At 69.5% G+C, this 18,911-nt stretch carries 19 protein-coding genes; 8 read left to right on the top strand and 11 right to left on the bottom strand.

The genetic code is table 11. The features are described 5' to 3' along the window. Positions 1 to 23: 23 nt before the first annotated feature. A complete protein-coding gene (locus AB0M48_RS16445) occupies positions 24 to 506 on the top strand; it encodes a hypothetical protein (RefSeq protein WP_363841935.1) in 483 nt (160 codons plus the stop codon). A gap of 64 nt (positions 507 to 570) precedes the next feature. Further along, complete coding sequence (locus AB0M48_RS16440; RefSeq protein ID WP_363841932.1) at positions 571 to 843, top strand: GlsB/YeaQ/YmgE family stress response membrane protein; 273 nt, start codon at positions 571 to 573, stop codon at positions 841 to 843. Between the two features lie 684 nt (positions 844 to 1,527). On the opposite strand, the gene AB0M48_RS16435 is transcribed toward AB0M48_RS16440, so the two are convergent. Both AB0M48_RS16435 and AB0M48_RS16430 read right to left on the bottom strand, forming a co-directional pair. Continuing rightward, a complete protein-coding gene (locus AB0M48_RS16435) occupies positions 1,528 to 2,355 on the bottom strand; it encodes an SWIM zinc finger family protein (protein ID WP_363841929.1) in 828 nt (275 codons plus the stop codon). Further along, positions 2,348 to 5,323 carry a DEAD/DEAH box helicase gene (locus AB0M48_RS16430; protein WP_363841926.1) on the bottom strand — a complete coding sequence of 992 codons (2,976 nt, stop codon included), beginning with the start codon at positions 5,321 to 5,323 and terminating at the stop codon, positions 2,348 to 2,350. Before AB0M48_RS16430 ends, AB0M48_RS16435 begins: the two co-directional genes overlap by 8 nt. A gap of 30 nt (positions 5,324 to 5,353) precedes the next feature. Between AB0M48_RS16430 and AB0M48_RS16425 the strand changes: the two genes are divergently transcribed. Together AB0M48_RS16425 and AB0M48_RS16420 are read left to right on the top strand one after the other, a co-directional pair. Continuing rightward, positions 5,354 to 6,820, top strand: coding sequence for an aromatic amino acid ammonia-lyase (locus AB0M48_RS16425; RefSeq protein WP_363841924.1), 1,467 nt, complete (start codon positions 5,354 to 5,356; stop codon positions 6,818 to 6,820). Between the two features lie 80 nt (positions 6,821 to 6,900). Continuing rightward, the gene (locus AB0M48_RS16420) at positions 6,901 to 7,860 is read left to right on the top strand and encodes a zinc-binding dehydrogenase (RefSeq protein WP_363841921.1); all 960 of its coding nucleotides are present in this window, start codon (positions 6,901 to 6,903) and stop codon (positions 7,858 to 7,860) included. 767 nt (positions 7,861 to 8,627) lie between these two features. Here AB0M48_RS16420 and AB0M48_RS16415 read toward each other — a convergent pair. Both AB0M48_RS16415 and AB0M48_RS16410 read right to left on the bottom strand, forming a co-directional pair. Then, entirely contained in the window at positions 8,628 to 8,912 is a 285-nt protein-coding gene (locus AB0M48_RS16415) for a MoaD/ThiS family protein (protein WP_363841918.1), read from the bottom strand. Then, positions 8,909 to 9,988 carry an exo-alpha-sialidase gene (locus AB0M48_RS16410; RefSeq protein WP_363841916.1) on the bottom strand — a complete coding sequence of 360 codons (1,080 nt, stop codon included), beginning with the start codon at positions 9,986 to 9,988 and terminating at the stop codon, positions 8,909 to 8,911. The genes AB0M48_RS16415 and AB0M48_RS16410 overlap by 4 nt, the downstream gene beginning before the upstream one ends. 144 nt (positions 9,989 to 10,132) lie before the next feature. Here AB0M48_RS16410 and AB0M48_RS16405 point away from each other — a divergent pair, with 144 nt between their 5' ends. Then, a complete protein-coding gene (locus AB0M48_RS16405; protein WP_363841914.1) occupies positions 10,133 to 11,821 on the top strand; it encodes an acyl-CoA dehydrogenase family protein in 1,689 nt (562 codons plus the stop codon). Here the strand turns inward: AB0M48_RS16405 and AB0M48_RS16400 are convergent. Beyond that, entirely contained in the window at positions 11,818 to 12,462 is a 645-nt protein-coding gene (locus AB0M48_RS16400) for a TetR/AcrR family transcriptional regulator C-terminal domain-containing protein (RefSeq protein ID WP_363841911.1), read from the bottom strand. The genes AB0M48_RS16405 and AB0M48_RS16400 overlap by 4 nt on opposite strands. Positions 12,463 to 12,515: 53 nt before the next feature. On the opposite strand from AB0M48_RS16400, the gene AB0M48_RS16395 reads away from it, so the two are divergent. After that, positions 12,516 to 12,956 (top strand): ester cyclase, encoded by a 441-nt coding sequence (locus AB0M48_RS16395; protein WP_363841908.1) that lies wholly within the window; start codon positions 12,516 to 12,518, stop codon positions 12,954 to 12,956. Here the strand turns inward: AB0M48_RS16395 and AB0M48_RS16390 are convergent. The 5 genes from AB0M48_RS16390 to AB0M48_RS16370 form a co-directional block, all read right to left on the bottom strand. Then, positions 12,953 to 13,852 carry an asparaginase gene (locus tag AB0M48_RS16390; protein ID WP_363841905.1) on the bottom strand — a complete coding sequence of 300 codons (900 nt, stop codon included), beginning with the start codon at positions 13,850 to 13,852 and terminating at the stop codon, positions 12,953 to 12,955. The genes AB0M48_RS16395 and AB0M48_RS16390 overlap by 4 nt on opposite strands. Next, complete coding sequence (locus AB0M48_RS16385; protein WP_363841902.1) at positions 13,833 to 14,600, bottom strand: amino acid ABC transporter permease; 768 nt, start codon at positions 14,598 to 14,600, stop codon at positions 13,833 to 13,835. The genes AB0M48_RS16390 and AB0M48_RS16385 overlap by 20 nt, the downstream gene beginning before the upstream one ends. After that, entirely contained in the window at positions 14,600 to 15,214 is a 615-nt protein-coding gene (locus tag AB0M48_RS16380) for an amino acid ABC transporter permease (RefSeq protein ID WP_363841899.1), read from the bottom strand. Before AB0M48_RS16380 ends, AB0M48_RS16385 begins: the two co-directional genes overlap by 1 nt. Further along, the gene (locus tag AB0M48_RS16375; RefSeq protein WP_363841896.1) at positions 15,211 to 16,089 is read right to left on the bottom strand and encodes a glutamate ABC transporter substrate-binding protein; all 879 of its coding nucleotides are present in this window, start codon (positions 16,087 to 16,089) and stop codon (positions 15,211 to 15,213) included. Before AB0M48_RS16375 ends, AB0M48_RS16380 begins: the two co-directional genes overlap by 4 nt. A 107-nt stretch (positions 16,090 to 16,196) precedes the next feature. Further along, on the bottom strand, positions 16,197 to 16,403 hold the full coding sequence (locus tag AB0M48_RS16370) for a cold-shock protein (RefSeq protein WP_030468404.1): 207 nt from the start codon (positions 16,401 to 16,403) through the stop codon (positions 16,197 to 16,199). A 237-nt stretch (positions 16,404 to 16,640) separates the two neighbouring features. On the opposite strand from AB0M48_RS16370, the gene AB0M48_RS16365 reads away from it, so the two are divergent. Both AB0M48_RS16365 and AB0M48_RS16360 read left to right on the top strand, forming a co-directional pair. After that, complete coding sequence (locus AB0M48_RS16365) at positions 16,641 to 16,868, top strand: hypothetical protein (RefSeq protein ID WP_363841893.1); 228 nt, start codon at positions 16,641 to 16,643, stop codon at positions 16,866 to 16,868. A gap of 74 nt (positions 16,869 to 16,942) precedes the next feature. Continuing rightward, positions 16,943 to 17,647 carry a hypothetical protein gene (locus AB0M48_RS16360; protein WP_363841891.1) on the top strand — a complete coding sequence of 235 codons (705 nt, stop codon included), beginning with the start codon at positions 16,943 to 16,945 and terminating at the stop codon, positions 17,645 to 17,647. A 7-nt stretch (positions 17,648 to 17,654) separates the two neighbouring features. Here the strand turns inward: AB0M48_RS16360 and AB0M48_RS16355 are convergent, their stop codons facing one another. Then, positions 17,655 to 18,737 carry a substrate-binding domain-containing protein gene (locus AB0M48_RS16355; RefSeq protein ID WP_363841888.1) on the bottom strand — a complete coding sequence of 361 codons (1,083 nt, stop codon included), beginning with the start codon at positions 18,735 to 18,737 and terminating at the stop codon, positions 17,655 to 17,657. Positions 18,738 to 18,911: the final 174 nt, after the last annotated feature.

The raw sequence follows: 18,911 nt of genomic DNA, 5'->3' as shown, positions 1-18,911 counted from the left end.
ACCCCCTCCCTAACGTCGACCCCATGACATCCACCTTCCACAACGAGATCAAGCTCGGCGAGGTCCACTACCGGCTGAGCGCGACGACCGACTCCGACGATTCGATGGTCCTCGACCTGCTCGGCTCACTCGACTCGGGCGAGGTGATCGCCGACGGCCGCCTGCGCCTGCCGGTAGAGGGCGGCGTCACGGTCGGCAAGCTCCTCGCGCGGGTGCTGAGCGCCCACACGCGCCTGCGCAGCCGCCCGTCCCGCCACGCGAACGCCAACCAGCCCTGGACCGAAGCCCTCGACACCGACCTGCGCGCCGCCTGGCTCACCCCGTCCGAGACCGACTCCCCGAAACTGATCAGGTCCCTGGCCGACGCCATGGAGCGCTCCCCCACGGCCATCCGGGCCCGCCTCGCCAGGGTGGGCTGCGACCCGGACGTGCCGGGCCGCGAACTGTCCGCCACAGCCGCGGTGCTCCTAGGGGCGAACTCAGGGAGCAGTCAGGGAAAGACCTGATCCGCGGGGCCCTGTGCCCGGTGGACCCTGGAACGACAGGCATCAGAGTCCCAGGGGGTACACAGTGGAGATCGGCGGCTTGTTCACCGCACTGCTCTTCGGAGCCGTCATCGGCGGCCTCGGCCGTCTGGTGGTTCCGGGCAGGCAACACGTGTCGCTGCTCGCGACCATCCTCGTAGGCATCGTCGCCGCCCTGCTGGGCACCGCCGCCGCCACGGTCCTGGGCGTGGCCGACACGCCGGGAATCGACTGGATCGAACTGGCTCTCCAGGTAGGCCTCGCCGGCGCCGGCGTGACCCTGTGGGCCAACCGCTCCAGGCAGAAACTCCCCCGCTGACCCCAGAGCAGGGGCGGCCCAGCCGCCCACTGACCCCTCCGCCGGACCCGAGCCGCTCGCCCTCCGCGCGCCCACAAGCCACCGCGCCCGGACCGCACAGCGCCCAACGGGTCGCCGCCCCCATCACTCCAGGCTGCCCTCAACCCGCGCCGCACTGCCATCCCGCGCCTGAACGCGCTGGATCCCAGTGCTTCCGACGGGTCCGCAGCTCGGTACGCGGCCGACCGCTGCCGCCGAGTGGCCGTCCGCCCACCGGTGGACCGCGGCGCGTGAGACGCGGGCGAAGCGTGAGACGCGCGGCGCAGGGCGCGGATGCGCGGCGCGAGGCGCAGGCCGGGCGCGGCGCAGTGCGGGGCGTGAGGCGCAGGCGACGAGGACGTCAACGGTGGCGCCATCCCCTGGGCGCCGGCCGGGTACCTGACCATCGCCGACCTGGTCGGGAGCGGGCCTGCTTCGTGGCAGCTGCGCAAGGTCGAGCTGACCGGGATCGCTCACGACAAGCCGGAAGGCCTCGCCGTAGTCGGCCGCTGGCCGCTCCAGCGGCTCGTCGGCGTGGTCGACAACGACGGGCTGGACGACGCCCCGGGCGAGTCGGTGTTCCTGCGCCTCGGCTGGATCCGCTGACGCGGGAGGACGATTCGGCGGCGCTGGCCGGTTTTTCCGGAAGCCGGTCAGCGCGGCTGCCTACTCCTCGGGCTTCAGCGACAGGTAGGCCGGGCGCAACAGGTCGGCCAGCGACGACCGGCCCACGGTGATCGGCACTCCGTCGAGCTGATCGAGCACCGCGTCCGTGCGCACCACCGCCGTGGGGTCGCCGAAGTGGAGGTTCGACGTGGTCTGGCGCTGCCAGAACGTGTCCAGGCACCTCGTCAGCGGCGGCGCCTCCTCACGGGTCACCGCGGAACGCACCGTGCCGCGCAACGCACGCAGGCGGTCGAGCAGGTCCTCGCGGCTGCGGCCGCGCCAGGCGAGGATCTCGAACGGGTCGTTGTCGAACGACTCCGCGAGCAGGTAACAGGTGGCGGCGAGGTGCTTGCACGGCACCTCCCAGTCCGGGCAGCTGCAGTCCATCGTCATCTCGCGCTGCGTCGCGGGGAAGAGCCGCAGTCCCAGCGAGGCGAACAGCGTCTCGATGTCCGGAGGCATCTCACCGGCCAGCAGTTTCGCCGCGTACAGGGCCTTGCCCGCCAGCGCGTGCTCGATGCGCTGCCATTCCTGGCCCGTGAACGACTTGATCGCGATCCGCGTCTTGTACGGCGTGGGGCGCGAGCCCTGCACCAGGGCGATGACCATGCTCGTGGACAGCGACAACGACAGCACCTGGCCCTGCCGCGCGTAGGTGCGGCCGCGGGTCAGCCGGCCACCCATGCCGAACGACTCCAGCACCTCGATGAACCGGCGCGACCACCAGGTCGCCCCGATGTCGCCGCGCTTGCTCTTGGCCTTGAGACCGTTGTCCACCTTGATGGTCTTGCCGTACCGGGGCCGTTCGCCGGACCAGTGCTCACTCACCGATGGCCTCCCCGGACAACCTCAGCAGGTCGCGCAACTGCGAGGTGGACAGGTCGGTGAGCCAGTTCTCGCCGGCGCCGACCACCAGCTGGGCCAGCGCGCGCTTCTCCTCGATCATGGCGTCGATGCGTTCCTCCAGCGTGCCGATGCACACGAACTTGCGCACCTGCACGTTGCGGCGCTGGCCGATCCGGAACGCGCGGTCGGTCGCCTGGTCCTCGACCGCCGGGTTCCACCAGCGGTCCAGGTGGATCACGTGGTTCGCGGCGGTGAGGTTGAGGCCGGTGCCGCCCGCCTTGAGCGACAGCAGGAACAGCGACGGGCCCTTGCTGGCCTGGAAGCGCTCGACCATGCGGTCGCGGGCCGCCTTGTTCGTGCCGCCGTGCAGGAACAGCACCTCGGTGTCGAAGCGCGCGGCCAGGTACGGCACGAGCATGCTGCCGAACTCGGTGAACTGCGTGAAGCACAACGCTTTGTCGCCCTCGGCGAGCACTTCTTCGAGTACTTCCTCCAGCCGCGCGAGCTTGCCGGAGCGGCCGGCGACGCGGGAGCCGTCGCCGAGGAAGTGGGCGGGGTGGTTGCAGACCTGCTTGAGCTTCGACATGGTCGCGAGCACCAGTCCTTTGCGGCCGATGCCCTCCGCTTCCTCTATCTTCTCCAGCATGTCGTCGACGACGGCCTGGTAGAGCGAGGCCTGCTCGGTGGTGAGGTTGCAGAGCTGGCGCATCTCGACCTTGTCCGGCAGGTCGCTGATGATGCGCGGGTCGGTCTTCACCCGGCGCAGCACGAACGGATTCGTGATCTTGCGCAGGCGGGCGGCGGCGTCCTGGTCGTTGTGGCGTTCCACCGGGACGGCGTAGCGGGCGCGGAACGTGTTGACCGTGCCGAGCACACCGGGGTTGGCGAAGTCCATGATCGACCAGAGCTCGGCCAGGCGGTTCTCGACGGGCGTGCCGGTGAGCGCGACGCGGTGACGTGCCTTGAGCTGGCGCACCGCCTGGGACTGACGGGTCGCGCTGTTCTTGATGTTCTGCGCCTCGTCGAGCACCACGCGATCGAAGGTGAGCTCGCTCAGCGCGTCGGCGTCGCGCGCGGCCAGCGCGTAGGTGGTGAGGATGAGGTCGTGGCTCTCCACGGCTTCGCGCAGCGCGTCGCCGTCCAGGCGGTCCGCGCCGTGGTGCACGTGCACCGAGAGTTCCGGGGTGAACCGCGCTGCCTCGCGTTGCCAGTTGCCGACGACCGACATCGGGCAGATCAGCAACGTCGGCGGCCTCTTGCCGCCGGCGCGGTTCAACGCCTCCAGCGCCAGCAGCTGAACGGTCTTGCCGAGGCCCATGTCGTCGGCCAGGCACGCACCCAGGCCGATCTTGTCGAGGAACGCGAGCCACGCCAGGCCGCGCTGCTGGTACGGGCGCAGCCGGGCGAGGAAGCTCTCCGGTGGCTCGACGGGTTCGAGCTGCTCCTCGGCCTTGCCGGACAACAGGTCGCCGAGCCAGCCGTCCGCCTCGACGGACATCAGCGGGAGCGGCAGGCTCTCGTCCTCCTCCGTAAGTCCACTGTGGAGCATTACCTCGGCGGCGGTCATCTGCCCACCTCCGCGCTTGAGGAACGCGAGTCCGGCGGCGAGCCGCTTCTGGTCGACCTGCACCCACTGGCCGCGCACCTTGACCAGCGGCACCTTCGCCCTGGCCAGTTCGGCGAGCTCGGCGTCGGTCAGCGTGTCCTCGCCGAGGGCGAGCTCCCACTTGTAGTCCACGATCGACTTCAAGCCGATCTCGCTCTCCTTGGCGACGGTGCCGGCGGTGCCGCGGCTCTTCGTGGTGAGCTTCAGGCCCAGCTTCGTCGTCTGCTGCCACCACGACGGCAGCAGCACGCCGAATCCGGCCTGCGCCAGCACCGGTGCGGCGGTCAGGAACCGGTACGCGCCCTCCGCGCTCACCTCCATCTCGGCCGGGTGAGAGCCGCGCAACGCCTCGTCCAGGTCGGGGTGCAGCTTGCTCGCGCGGCCGAGATCGGCCAGCAGGTGCTCCTGCGGCGCCGGGATCCAGCGCCGCAGGACGCTGTCGTCCGCGAACCAGACCTGCTGCGCGGGCACGAGGACGCTCGGCTCGTCGACGGCCTGCAGCAGGAACTCGACGGCCCACTCCTCGTCGTCGCGCTGCTCTGGCGAGCGCAGCCGGAAGCAGGTGCGCACGGGGCTCTCGTTGCCCGCGCTGTCGCGCCAGCGGTCCAGTTGCTCGCGCAGTTCGTAGAGCTCGACGGGGTCCGCGTCGAAGGCGGGCTCGCCGGTGAGCGCGTCGAGCCAGGACTCCGCCGTCGTCGCGCGGCCACGCCGTGCCGGGGCGAGAGCCGTGCCGCTCAACCGGCTCCGCACCTGCTCGTCGACCGCGGTCGTCAGTGCCGCGCGCACGAGTTCCGCCGGGTCGCCGGCGATCTGCTCGCACCGGCAGGCGGGCGGCATCGCGGCCTGCAACGCCGCGAACCGCGCCGAATCCGTTCCCGAGAGCACCGGCACCCACTGCGCGACGGCTCGATCGGGCGCGACCGACGGCAGCACGCGACCGCGGTCGACCAGGTCGGTGGCGAACCCGGCCACGTCGAACACGAACCGCGCGGAGTCGCTCAGCCGCACCTCGGCGCCGCGTTCCGGGGCGCCGTCGAGACGGATCGTGGGCACGCCCCACTGCCGCAGCTGCACCTTGCCGCGCTGCGCTCGTCCCACCGCCAGCGGGTCGCGCACCAGTTCGGGAGACGCCATCGGCCCCGACGAGAACGATGGCAGCAGCAACGCCCGTGTGGTCGTTTTGTGTGGTTCCTGCCCGAGCGCGGCGGCCAGCGATTCGGCCGATGCCGCGAACGGATGCGGCGCGTCGCGACGCGTGCTCTCACTGCGTGCGGGCAGCCCGGAGTCTTCGGCCCACAGTGCGAGAACACCGTCGGTCGTGCACAGGCCATGCAGTACGAGCACCTCTGAACCCTATGTGCTCACATTGGCGCCATGGTCGAAGACTCCCCTGTCGTGCTGGACGGCCAGTCCCTCAGCGCCGACGAGGTGGTGCGCGTCGCGCGGTACCACTCGCCGGTGGCGCTGCACGCTGATGGCCTCGCACGCCTCGAAGCGTCGTGGGGTGCCAGCCAGCGCCTTGTGGTGCGGCGACAGGTGTACGGCCGCACGACGGGCGTCGGCGCGAACCGCGACCAGATCATCAGCACGGAGGGCTGGGCCGAGCACGGCCTGCGCCTGCTGCGCAGCCACGCGGGCGGGCTCGGCGGCATGCTCCCCGAGGAGCAGGTGCGCGCCATGATGGTCGTGCGTCTCAACCAGCTCCTCGCGGGCGGTGCCGGCGTGCGCAGAGCCGTGGCCGACGCACTGCTCGCCGCGCTGAACAGCAGCTGCTACCCCGGCGTCCACGAGTACGGCGCCATCGGCACGGGCGACCTCACCGCCCTCGCCGAAACCGGCCTGACCCTGCTCGGCGAGCGCTACTGGCTCGGCTCCACGCAGACCCCCGACCCGATCGAACTCGACTCGGGTGACGCGCTGGCGTTGATCAGCAGCAACGCCCTCACCATCGGCATGGCGGGCCTGGCCTGGCAGGACGCGCACCAGCTCCTCAAGGCCACGCACGTCGTCGCCGCGCTGTCGTTCCTCGCCGTGGACGGAGCCGTCGAGGCCTACGACGAACGCGTCCACCTAGGCCGCCCGCATCCAGGCCAGGTGGCGGTGGCCGCCGAGATGCGCCGCCTGATCGGCGAACCACCACGCCCTCCGGCACGCATCCAGGACCCGTTCGGCTACCGCTGCTTCCCGCAGATCCACGGCCCGGCCGTCGACGCCGCCACCGACCTGGCCCGCGTCCTGGACGTCGAGTTCAACGCCGCCGCCGAGAACCCGCTGATCGTCTCCGACCACTTCGGACCGGAGGACGACGCCGCCTACCACCACGGCGCGTTCCACAGCGCGTACCTGGGCCAGGCACTCGACCGGCTCCGGCTCGCGATGCTGCACACCGGCCACATCTCGACCGCCCGCCTCGCCACGCTCGTCGAGCCGAACTTCACCGGCCTGCGCCCGTTCCTCGCCGAGGGCGTGCCCGGCAGTTCGGGCGTGATGATCCTCGAGTACAGCGCCAACTCCGCGCTGGCCGAGGTCCGCACCCTCGCCGAACCCGCGAGCATCGGCAACGCCGTCGTGTCGCGCGGCCAGGAGGAGAACTCGAGCTTCGCCTTCCAGTCCGCCTCCCAGGCCCTGCGCTCGCTGAGCGCGTTCCGCCTGGTCCTCGCGTGCGAGGTCGTCGCCGCCGTCCGCGCCCTCCGGCTACGCGGCATCACGCCGCAGACCGCGTCGCTGCGGGCCGCCTTCGAGGTCGCCGAGTCGAAGCTCAACCCGGACATGTCCGACCGCCAGCTCAGCCCGGACGTCGAGGTCGCCTCGGCACTGCTGGACGACTTCGCCTCCTGCTGAGATCCGGGCTTGATCTCCACCAACCTGGAGCTTTTACGGTGGGACGCGACCAGTTGATCCAGGTGGGGGATGTGGTGGCGGTGCGTGCTGTCCGTGTGCACGAGTTCGGTGGTCCCGAGGTGCTCCGCGTGGAGGAGGTTCCCGCGCCGGTGGCAGGTCCGGGGCAGGTGGTGGTGGGCGTGGAGGTCGCCGACGTGATCTTCCTCGACACGCTGCTGCGCAAGGGCTGGGGCGGCGAGTTCTTCCCGCTGACCCTTCCCTACGTGCCGGGCGGAGGCGGCGCGGGCCACGTGCTCTCGGTAGGTGAAGGCGTGGACCCGGCGTGGCTGGGCCGGCACGTCATCAGCCGCGGATCGGGCGGGTACGCGGAGCAGATGGTCTTCCCCGCCGAGGAGATCGTCGCCGTGCCCGACGGCCTGACCTCGGCCGAGGCGGCGGCCCTGGCGCACGACGGCGTCACCGCGCTCATGCTGGCCCGCCGCGTGGAGATCAAGAAGGACGAGTGGGTCCTGGTGGCGGCCGCGACGGGCGGCGCCGGCTCGCTGCTAGTACAAATTCTGCACGACGCAGGCGCACGAGTCGTCGCCGCGGCCCGCGGTGAACGCAAGCTCGCGCTGAGCCGCGAACTGGGCGCGGACCTGGCCGTCGACTACTCGCTGGACGGCTGGCAGGACCAGGTCCGCGAGGCGACGGACGGCGTGGCCCTGGCCTTCGACGGCGCGGGAGGACCACTCGGCAGGGCCGTGTTCGAGACGGTGGCCGCCGGCGGCCACTTCGTCACCTACGGCACCGCGGAGGGGTTCGCCGACATCGATCCGGACCTGGCGGCCCGCCGGCAGGTGCACGTGGACAACGTGCTGGCGGCTGGGCCGCCCGACCCGGCGACCGTGCGCGAACTCCTCACGAATGCGCTCACCCTCACCGCGCAGGGCCGGCTCCGGCCGGTGATCGGCGCGACCTACCCGTTGGCGGAGGCCGAGAAGGCTCACCGCTCGCTCGAGGAACGCACCACCCTCGGCAAGTCACTGCTGTTGGTCTGACCGCTCGCGCGGCCGGGGTGGGGCTTGGTCGTGGGGGCTGGTCCGGGGCAGGGGGATGCCTGGCGACGGCCGGGCGGGTTGGTGATCGCCGAGAGCGGGGTGGCGGCTGCAGCCGAGGTGGTGGTGCGGCCGCAGCCGGAATGGCACGGGCAGCCGGTAGTGCGATGGCGACACCAGCAGTGGCGAGGTAACCGGCGGCGGGATGCGGGACGGCGGGAGACCGGCGGCGGATTGGTGGGGACCGGCGGCGGGTTGGTGGCGACAGCCGAAGCGGTAGGCCCGCGGCAACTGCAACGGCTGGCAAGCCGGTGGCGAGGTGACGGCAGCCCGGTGGGGCGGCGGGGTGGCGGCAGCCGCAGTTGCGGGGTGGCGGTGGTGAGTGGCGCGGGCCGGCCGGAGCGGAGGTGCAGGCAGCCGAAGTGGCGGGGTGGCGGCGGCAAGTAAGCAGGGGGTGGCGCGCTAACCCGGAGTGGGAGCGGGCGGTGAGCGGCAGCGGTAAGTAGCAGGCGGTTTCGGTAGGCGCAGGTCCTATGTGGTGACGATTGGTGGCAACAGCCGGGTGGCTGCGGTAGGCCGGTATAGGCGGCGAGTTGGAACGGGCAGCGGTCGCCGGTGATGACGGCCAGCGAGTGTGCGGCAGTGGTAGTCGGGTGATGGTGGCGGGCAGGCGTGTGGCGTTGGCAGCCGAGTGGCCCGCCACCCGGCAGTCGCCGGTGCCGGGTGGCGCCGCCCTCCCTAGGGCGGCGCTACCCGGCGGGCGCGGGGCGTCAGCCTCCTGCCACGGACGGCAGGATTTGGATTTCGGCGCCTGACGGGAGTGGGGTGGCCGGGCCTGCCAGGCGGCGGCACTCCTCGCCGTTGACGTAGAAGTTCACGTAGCGGCGCAGGGCGGCTCGTTCGTCGCGCAGGCGGCGGTCCAGTTGTGGGTAGGTGTCCGCCAGGACGTCGAGGGCTGCGCCCAGGGTGGCTGGGTCCGGGACTTCCACGTCCAGGTGGGCGGCGCCGTCGGTGGCGGTGCGGAGGACGCCTGGGATCAGGACCTTCACCTTCACGTCGGGACCACCGCTGCTCGGACCGACATCACGTCCGGGAGGTGGGCTGCCACTCGGTGCCAGGTCTCGCCCTCGTCGGGGCTCGCGTAGACCTCGCCCGAGCGGGAGCCGAAGTAGACGCCGGGGACTTCGGCGTCGTCGGTGCACATGGCGTCGCGCATCACCGCTGTCCAGAAGTCGTCGGGCAGTCCTTCGCCCAGGGCCTGCCAGGTGGCGCCGGCGTCCTGGGAGCGGTAGACGCGGCACTTGCCTTCCGGTGGGAAGCGGCGGCCGTCCGCCTCGATCGGGAACGTGAAGATCGTGTCCGGGTCGTGGGGGTGGACGACCATGGCGAAGCCGAAGTCGGTGGGCAGGCCGTCGGCGATCGACTGCCAGGTGTCGCCTCCGTCGTCGCTGCGGTAGACGCCGTGGTGGTTCTGGGCGTAGAAGCGTGATGACAAAGCAGGATGTTGCGCGACCTTGTGGACGCACTGGCCGAACTCCGGCCACGGGTCCGGGAAGAAGTACGCCTTGATGCCCTTGTTGCGGGCCTCCCAGGACTTGCCGCCGTCGGCGGTGCGGTAGACGCCGCCGGTCGACATCGCCACCAGCAGCCGGTCCGGGTCCACCGGGTCGGGCACGATCGTGTGGACGGCCTGGCCGCCGAAGCCCGCCTCCCACTCCGGGCGGTGCGGGTGGTTCCAGAGGCCCTCGACGAACTCGAACGAGCGGCCGCCGTCGGAGGACTTGAACAGAGCCGACGGCTGGGTGCCCGCCCAGACCACGCCCGGCTGCGAGGCCGGTGCGGGCTGGAGCTGCCAGACGCGTTCGAGCGCCGCGTCGTCGACCGGGAACGCGATCGGCGGCGTGGACGACTCCTCCCAGGTGGCACCCAGGTCGTCCGAGATGGACACTCCCGGGCCGAAGTGCGGTGAGGACACACCCGCCATCAGACGGAGGCCCGAACGCGAGTCGAACGCGACCGCGTACACCTCCTGCATCGCGTGGTGCGGCCCGTCGACCTGCCACGAGACCCGATCCTCACTGCGGGCGAGCCACAGCCCCTTGCGCGTACCGATCGCCACAACCACCGTCATCGCAACGCAGCCTCCAGCCTGAAGATGTGATGCGGAGCACGTTACGCCGGGGGTCTGACAATTTCCGAGGGAGAGGGAAACCCCACGTAGACCCACAAGTTACTCACTGGTAGCGTCCGAAAGAAGAGACGCAAGGAGGCGCCAGTGCTGCTCGACCCGAACCACTACGACCCCGCCCACCTCGACGACGAGACGCGGCGCCTGCTCAGGGCGACCGTCGACTGGTTCGAGGCCCGCGGCAAGCGGCAGCTCATCGCGGACGCGCAGGACAAGGTCTGGTACACCGAGTTCCTCGACTTCGTGAAGCGCGAGAAGCTCTTCGCCACCTTCTGCACGCCCGCGAGCGTCGACGGCACCAAGCGCTGGGACGCCGCCCGCAACGCCGCGTTCAGCGAGGTGCTCGGCTTCTACGGTTTGCAGTACTGGTACGCCTGGCAGGTCACGGTCCTCGGCCTCGGCCCGATCTGGATGAGCGGCAACTCCGAGGCCAAGCAGAAGGCGGCGGCCCTCCTCGACAGCGGCGCGGTCTTCGCGTTCGGTCTCTCCGAGAAGGAGCACGGCGCCGACGTCTACAGCACCGACATGATCGTCACGAAGACGGAGACCGGCTACACGGCCACCGGCGGCAAGTACTACATCGGCAACGGCAACGTCGCCGGCATGGTCAGCGTCTTCGGCAAGCTCGCGGACTCCGACGAGTACGTCTTCTTCGCCGTCGACAGCCAGCACGAGAACTTCGAGCTCGTCAAGAACGTCGTCGACAGCCAGATGTTCGTGAGCGAGTTCCGCCTCAACGCCTACCCCCTCACCGACGCCGACGTCCTGCACCGCGGCCCCGACGCCTTCTCCGCCGCGCTCAACACCGTCAACGTCGGCAAGTTCAACCTCTGCACGGCCAGCATCGGCATCTGCGAGCACTCGTTCTACGAGGCGATCACCCACGCCCACAACCGGATCCTCTACGGCAACCCGGTCACGAACTTCCCGCACGTGCGCCAGAACTTCGTCGACGCCTACGCGCGCCTCACCGCCATGAAGCTCTTCGCGGACCGCAGCGTCGACTACTTCCGCAGCGCCGGCGAGAACGACCGCCGCTACCTCCTCTTCAACCCCATCACCAAGATGAAGGTCACGAGCGAGGGCGAGAACGTCATCGACCTGCTCTGGGACGTCATCGCCGCCAAGGGTTTCGAGAAGGACACCTACTTCACCCGCGCCACGGCCGACATCCGCGCGCTCCCCAAGCTCGAAGGCACCGTTCACGTGAACCTGGCTCTGGTGCTCAAGTTCATGCCGAACTACCTCTTCAACCCCAAGGCCTACGACGAGGTCCCGACGCGCCACGACGCCACGGACGACGACTTCTTCTGGCACCAGGGTCCCGCACGCGGTCTCGGCAAGATCCAGTTCCACGACTGGGAGCCGATCTACACCGAGCACGCCCACCTGCCCAACGTGGCGCTGTTCCACGAGCAGGCCAGGGCCATCAAGACGCTGCTGACCACGGCGGCGCCGGACGAGGCCCAGCAGAAGGACCTCGACTTCCTGCTCAACCTCGGCCACCTCTTCACCCTGGTCGTCTACGGCCAGCTGGTTCTGGAGCAGGCGAAGATCACGGGCACCGACCAGCACGTGCTCGACCAGATCTTCGACGTCCTGGTCCGCGACTTCGCCGGCTACGCGACCGCCCTGCACGGCAAGGCCAGCAGCACAGAGGCCCAGCAGCAGTGGGCCGTGCGGCAGGTCCGCAAGCCGCACGTCGACCAGGCCCGTTTCGACGCCGTCTGGCAGCAGGTGGAAGCGCTCTCCGGCCGCTACGAGATGCGCCCCTAGGCCTGGTAGCGCTCCAACGCCGCGATCATGAGTTCGAGACCGAACTCGAACTCGTGATCGTGGTCGTAGGTCCCCAGCTCGCCGATCACCTCAGCGGACAACGGGAACGCCGACACGTCGACGTCCACGTAGGGCGACAACGCGATCCCGCCGAGCTCCGGCGAGGTCGCGACCTCCCTCATCAGGGTGCCCAGCAGGTACGACACCATCGCCCGCATCATCCCGACGGCGATCTTGCCCCGGAACCCCGCGCGGTCGAAGTTCATCAGCGCCGCCTCGATCGTCCGGAACCCCGCCTCGCTGCTCAGCCGGCGCGTCGCCAGCATCACGAACGCGCGGGGGTGCCGCCGCGCCAGCTCCCGCACGGCACGGGCGTGGGCGCGGATGTGATCACGCCAGTCGTCGCTGTCGACCTGGTACGGCCGCGCGTCCGCCATGATCCGCTCAGCGGCCAGGTCCACCAGCACGGCCTTGTTCGGCACGTGGTTGTACAGCGACATCGTGCCCGCGCCCAGCTCGGCGGCCAGCCGCCGCATCGAGACGGCCTCGACGCCCTCATGTTCGATCAACCGCACGGCCGCATCCACGATGCGGTCGCGGGTCAGCGGCTCACGTGACGACGACACTGGCGGAGACCGCACGACGTGGAGTAGCTTCCCTGCGACGTACGGCGTACGTAGGAGGGTCGGCCGGTATGACCGAGTCCAAGGCGCTCAGAGCGCTGCGTGAAGCGATCGTCTTGGAGCACATGGAGTCGCAGAACGACCACGACTTCGACACCTCTCTGAACACGTTTCCGCACCCCCGGTACGAGATCATGGCGTCCGGCCAGGTCTTCGAAGGCGTGGACGCGGTTCGCGGCTACTGGCAACGCACCCGCGCGGCGTTCCCCGACCAGCGAAACAAGATCATCGACGTCCACCACGCCGACGACGCCGTGATCGTGGAGTTCGAACTGCAGGGCACGCACCTGGGCAGCCTCATCGGCGAAGAAGTTACCGGACGGTCGTTCAAGGTCAGGATGGCCGGTTTCTTCCTGTTCGACAAGGACGTCCTCGTCTGCGAGCGGATCTACGGCGACACGGCGACCGTCATGGCCCAGCTCGGCATGCTCGACGTCCCCGAGGAGTTCTAGAACACGACGCGAACCTCCCCGACGACCTGCCCGCCACCGAGCACCGGCACGGACAGAAACTCCTTCGCGGGCGACACGTCGAACCCCATGGACGCCAGCGCGGTGAGCCCGATCGCCGTCGTGGCACGGGGATTGCCGTCGAGCACCTTCACCGCGACCGCGTGCCCGGCGGCGGTCGCCAGCACCAGCACACCCTCCGCTCCGCCCTTGGCCACCACGCCCGGCAACTGCTGCATGACCACGGTGTTCACGTGCCCGGTCCCGCCGACGTACTCGGGAAACCCGCGCATGGCATCGGCGACGGGTGTGCGCACGAGCCCCTGCATCGCACGCGCCAAGCCGTGCAACGACAACGCGTACACGGGCGCGCCACAGCCATCGATCGCCGTGTGCACAACGGACTCTTCGGACAACTCCTCCACGGTCCGCATCACCAGCCGCTGCAACGGATGCGAAGGCTCCAGGTAGGTCTGCGTCGGCCACCGCGCCGCCACGCACGCCGCGAGCATCGCCGCGTGCTTGCCGGAACAGTTCATCCGCACCCGGGACGGTTCCGTCAGCCGTTGGCGCGTCTCCTCGTCCTCCGGCCAGGACGGCGGGCAGCGCAGCAACCCGACCGGTAACCCGCCGAGCAGCTGCATCACCAGCCCGACGTGCCGGTTCTCCCCCGTGTGCGACCCTGCCGCGATCGCCAGCGCGGGCCCGGCCAGCGGCGCTCCGGCGGACAGGCACGCCAGCGCCTGGAACGGCTTCATGCACGACCGCGGCAGCACCGGGTCCTCCACCGGGCCAACGGAAACGCCCACGGCTCCGGACGGCAGCAGGCCGACGACGCTGCCGTGGTGCAGGCTCTCCACGAACCCCGACCGGGTCACCTCAGCGAGCAGTGCGGGCACGAGCGGCCTCCAGCCGGTGGGCCAGCCTGGACAGCGCCAGGTTGACCACGAGGTAGACGAACGCGACGACGATGAAGGTCTGGATCAGCAGGCCGTTGTAGTTCGCGAGCACCCGCCCGTTGAACAACAACTCCGTGTAGGACACGACATAGCCCAGCGAGGTGTCCTTCAAAAGGCTGACGGCCTGGGTCACGAGCAACGGCATCATGTGCCGCACGGCCTGTGGCAGCACCACGAACCGCGTCACCACACCGTCCGGCATGCCCAGCGACAGCCCCGCCTCGCGCTGGCCGGGGTCGACCGCCGAGACGCCCGCCCGGAAGATCACCGCGTAGGACGCCGCGTGCGACAACGCGAGCGGCACCACGAGCTTCCAGAACAGCGGCAGGTTCACCCCGAACGACGGCAGCACGAACAGCATCACGTACACGAGCAGCAGCACCGGAACCGTGCGCATGACCTCGGCGTAGCCGCGAGTGAACCGGTTGGGCCGCAACGCGAGCAGCAACCCACCCGCCATCGCCAGCACCCCCGTCGCGCACGCCGCCACCACCGTCGACCACAGGCCCCCGAGCAGATAACGCCACACGGGCCAGGTCAGGTACGGCCTCCACCGAACCGGCTCCAGCTGCCCACCGGCCGCGAACTGCCGCAACCCCAGCGCGACGAGCCCGAGGAGCACCAGCCCGGACGCCACGGAAATCCAGAAGACCCGGCGGCGGAACCGGGGACCGGGAGCGTCGAACATCAGGCCAGCCGCCGTTCCAGCACGCGCGCACCGAACCCGATCCCGGCGGCCATCACCAGATAACAGAGCCCGACGCCGGTGAACACCAGCAACGGCTGCGCGAGCTCCAGGTTGATCCGTTGCGCCGCACGGGTCATGTCCACTACTCCGACCACACCAGCGAGCGCTGTCGCCATCGTCAACGCGATCGCGATGTTCGCCAACGGCTGCACGACGTTCTTCAAGGCCTGCGGCAGGATCACGTGCCGCAACGACTGCCGGAACGACAGCCCCAGCGCCCGCGCGGCCTCCCCCTGCCCGGACGCCACCGAGTTCACGCCCGACCGCAGCGCCTCCGCCACGAAGGCCGCCTCGTAGAGCGCGATCGCCGTGAAAGCCGTCCAGAACAACGGCATCTTCACGCCCACCTCCGGCAGGCCGAACACGAACAGCACCAGCCAGGCGAGCAGCGGGACGTTCCGCCACACCTCCACGTAGACCGCGCCGGCCGCGCGCAACAGCGGTACCGGCACGATCCTCATGATGGCCACCAGCACCCCGGCGAGCAGCGCGCCGGCGAACGACAGCAGGGTCAGGGCGACGGTGTTCAGAAAGCCTTCGAGGACCAGGCTCATGAGGCGATCGCGGGTGGCGCCGGCGCTTCGCCGGTGACCACGGTGCCGATCGTCTGCTTCCAGACCTCCTGCCACAGCCCCGACTTGCCGAGCTCGCGCAGCCAGTCGTTCACGAACGCCGTGAACTCGGCGTCCCCGTGCTTGATGCCGATGCCGTACGGGTCCTCGGTGAACGGCTCGCCGACGAGCTGCAGCTCGCTGTCCTTGGACGCGTCGGCGACCAGAATCGCCTGGTCCTGCACGTAGGCCTCGCCACGGCCCTGCTTCAGCGCCGTCAGGCACTCGGGATCGGAGCCGAACTCGACGATCTTCGCGGTGGGCGCCGCGTCCTGGACGGCCTTCACGCCGGGTGTGTTCGCGCCGACGATGACGGTCCTGCCCGCCAGGTCAGCGGGTGCGGAGATGCCGGTCGTGCCCTTGCGCACCGCGATCGACTGCCCCGACTGGTAGTACGGCCCGGCGAACGACACGCGCTCCTGGCGCGCGGGCGTGATCGTGTAGGTCTGGATGATCACGTCGACGGTGCCGTTGGCCAGCAACGGTTCGCGCGTCTCCGACGTCGCGGAGAGCAGCTCCGCCGAGGGCTTGCCGACGATGTAGTGGGCGAGCAGCTTGCCCAGGTAGGCGTCGAAGCCCGTGAGCTCGCCGCTGATCGGGTCGAGCTGGGACAGCAGCGGGGCGTCCTGGGAGCCGCCGATCAGCAGCTTCCCGCGCTTCCTGATGCGGTCCACGGCCGAGCCGGGTGTCACCTGACCTGTGTGAACGGGCGCCTTGGCGAGCAGGGCGTCGATCTTGCCACCGCCGGGCACCGCCTCCGAGCCGCCGGAGCACCCGGCCACGAAGAGCAACAGAGCGGCTACGAACTGTCTCCCCATGCCGCGAAACTACTGAGCGCGATGAATCGGGCACAAGATACGACAAAGCCGCTTGTCCAATAGTGGACAGGCGGCTTGTCTAGATCAGATGTGCTGACCAGTCAGACTCAGACGGCGCGAACGCCCTGGGCCTGCGGGCCCTTCTGGCCCTGACCGATCTCGAACTCGACCCGCTGGTTCTCCTCGAGAGCCTTGTAGCCGTTCATCTGGATCTCGGAGTAGTGGACGAACACGTCGGCGCCACCGTTGTCAGGGGAGATGAAGCCGAAGCCCTTCTCCGCGTTGAACCACTTGACGGTGCCCTGTACTGCCATCTTGCTACTTCTCCTCTAACAGGTGCCGGATCGCGCTCGCGACCACCGGGTCAAGTCACGGCGGCGTCTTCTCCGGAACCTGGAGAACCCGCTCGCTCGCAACCTCGTTCCGCGAGCGGGGCGATCCACGAACACGAAACGTACGACCGCAGACAGTCAACCACGGCTCCCCGCCCTCAGTCGAGACATCGATTTCGCTGCTACCGTGAGAGGCCAAATGAGTTCGCGGAGGTGCTCGTGTCGGAGCTGACGGCGATGTCGATCAAGGTCACCGTCGCACCCCGGATCTCCGCCGGACTCGCTGCGCTGGCCGGAAAGCACCTCGGCCGCGCCCCCGCCGAGGCTGCCAGGAAGGACCGTGGCAAGGGCCACACGAAGATCTCCAACAAGCTGGTCGGAGACGTCCACGGCACTGTGTTCCAGATCGGCACCGTGAAGAACATGAACATGCCTGAAGGCCGGTAACCTGGAGGGTCCTTGACCCAGGGGGCCGTGGCTTGACCGGCAGTGAACGACTGCTCTTCTTCTTCATCGGTTTGGTGACCACTTTCGTGTTCATCCGCATCAGCGTGCGCATGATCAGGGCAAAGGTCCGCTGGTGGCCGGGAAACATCGTGCACGGCGACACGCACGTGCATCACGTCGTGTTCGGCACCGTGCTGCTGCTCCTGTCCAGCGTCACGGGCCTCGTCATCCCCGACGACCTGCACGGCGCCAGACTGGCCGCGGCGGCCGGCCTCGGGGTGGGCGCGGCGCTGGTGCTGGACGAGTTCGCGCTGATCCTGCACCTGCGGGACGTGTACTGGACGAAGGCGGGCCGGCTGTCCGTGGACGCGGTGTTCCTCGCCGTCGGTCTCACCGGGACGTTCCTGCTCGGCGCACGACCGTTCGGCTACGACGAGGTGCTGCAGCTCAACCCGGAGACGACGCCCGCGTCCACGTTCACGCTCCGGCTGATCATCATCTCCGTGAACCTGTGCTTCGCGATCGTGGCGCTGCTCAAGGGCAAGATCTGGACCGGCCTGCTCGGCCTGCTCGTGCCGGTGGTGCCCGCAGTGGGCGCCGTGCGGCTGGCACGGCCCGGCTCACCGTGGGCACGCTGGCGCTACCTGGAGGGCTCGCGCAAGCTGAGCCGCGCGTACCGCCGGGAGGCCAGGATCCGGCAGCCGATCATCAAGGCGAAGATCGCCGTGCAGGAGTTCATCTCGGGGCGTCACGACCTGCCTGATCAAGACAGGCCGTGACGGGTCTCTAGCCTCCGAGGATGTCCTGCTGGGCGCAGACCTGGGCGAGCGCACCGGCGCACAACTCCGCCGGCTTGACGATGCCCTCCGTGACCAGCGTCCGCACGTTGTCCTTCTTGATCAGCGTCGCACCGAGCAGCACCGACTTGACGTCGCGCCGCGCGACGGGATCCCGCAGGTTGCCGGTGGCGAGGTCGTCGGCACCCTCCAGGTCGCCGCGGGCGATCGCGATCGCCAGCCTGGCGGCGGCCTCGGCCTCGTCGCGCACCGGCTTGTAGACGGTGACGCACTGGTCGCCCCCGAGCACGGCCCGCAGACCGTCCACAGTGGCGTCCTGGCCGGTGACCGGGACCCTGAGGTTCTTCTTCTTGAGCACGGCGATGACCGCGCCGGCCAGGCCGTCGTTGGCCGCGACCACGCCGTCGACCTTGCCGCCGTTCTCGTTCAGGATCTGCTCGAACAGCTGCCCGCCGAGGTCGTTGTTCCAGTCTGCGACCGGTTGCGACTTCACGAGCTTGAGCGCGCCGCTGTCGTACTTCGAGGACAGCCGCGACTTCTGGCCCTGGGCGAAGAGCGTCGCGTTGTGGTCGGTCGGAGCACCCTGGATCTCGATGATCTGGGCACCCGGCTTGTCGCCGAGGCAGCCCAGCAGGCCGTCGCCCTGCAGCTGGCCGACGTTCACGCTGTCGAAACCGACGTGGTACTCCGCCTGGCCGCCGAGCGTCACGCGGTCGTAGTCGATGACCGGGATGCCCGCCGCTTTCGCCTTCTTCTGCACCGCGAGACCGCCCGCCGCCGACAACGGGGTGATCATCATGACCTTCACCTTGCGGCGGATCATCTCGTCGGCGATCTGCGCGAACTTCGCCTCGTCACCCTCGGCGTTCTCCATGAACGGCTCGATGTCCGCATAGTTGAACGCCTGTGTGAGCAGGGGGCGATCCTGCTCTTCCCAACGCGTGGATGTCGTTCGGTCGGGAAGGATTACCCCGACGATTGGTTTGGGACCACGCGTAGGCAGCGTCGGAGACCCCTGACCTGCGTCACCACAGGCTGAGAGGAGAAAGAGCAGGCACGCCGACGATGCCATTACCCGTCTTCGCATAATCGCGAAGTTCATCCCTTGAATCTTGTTAAGTCAAGATTTCTTCTCATAACATCACGCTCCGCTTCCGGTCGGCTACAGTTCGATTCCGTACGAAAGGCGCTGATGCGCAGCGCATTTTCGTGTCAGTGTGTCCAACTTGGGCGGCAATCGGGGGCC

It is taken from the genome of Lentzea sp. NPDC051208, from assembly GCF_040682435.1.
Lineage (GTDB): Bacteria > Actinomycetota > Actinomycetes > Mycobacteriales > Pseudonocardiaceae > Lentzea > Lentzea kristufekii.
This window is presented reverse-complemented; position numbering and strand designations above follow the sequence as displayed.

What these genes read in the sequence shown, in the direction of transcription:
- AB0M48_RS16445 (WP_363841935.1), top strand. Translation starts at nt 24, where the DNA reads ATGACATCCACCTTCCACAACGAGATCAAGCTCGGCGAGGTCCACTAC.
- AB0M48_RS16425 (WP_363841924.1), top strand. Translation starts at nt 5,354, where the DNA reads ATGGTCGAAGACTCCCCTGTCGTGCTGGACGGCCAGTCCCTCAGCGCC.
- AB0M48_RS16410 (WP_363841916.1), bottom strand. Translation starts at nt 9,988, where the DNA reads ATGACGGTGGTTGTGGCGATCGGTACGCGCAAGGGGCTGTGGCTCGCC.
- AB0M48_RS16395 (WP_363841908.1), top strand. Translation starts at nt 12,516, where the DNA reads ATGACCGAGTCCAAGGCGCTCAGAGCGCTGCGTGAAGCGATCGTCTTG.
- AB0M48_RS16385 (WP_363841902.1), bottom strand. Translation starts at nt 14,600, where the DNA reads ATGTTCGACGCTCCCGGTCCCCGGTTCCGCCGCCGGGTCTTCTGGATT.
- AB0M48_RS16380 (WP_363841899.1), bottom strand. Translation starts at nt 15,214, where the DNA reads ATGAGCCTGGTCCTCGAAGGCTTTCTGAACACCGTCGCCCTGACCCTG.
- AB0M48_RS16375 (WP_363841896.1), bottom strand. Translation starts at nt 16,089, where the DNA reads ATGGGGAGACAGTTCGTAGCCGCTCTGTTGCTCTTCGTGGCCGGGTGC.
- AB0M48_RS16370 (WP_030468404.1), bottom strand. Translation starts at nt 16,403, where the DNA reads ATGGCAGTACAGGGCACCGTCAAGTGGTTCAACGCGGAGAAGGGCTTC.
- AB0M48_RS16355 (WP_363841888.1), bottom strand. Translation starts at nt 18,737, where the DNA reads ATGGCATCGTCGGCGTGCCTGCTCTTTCTCCTCTCAGCCTGTGGTGAC.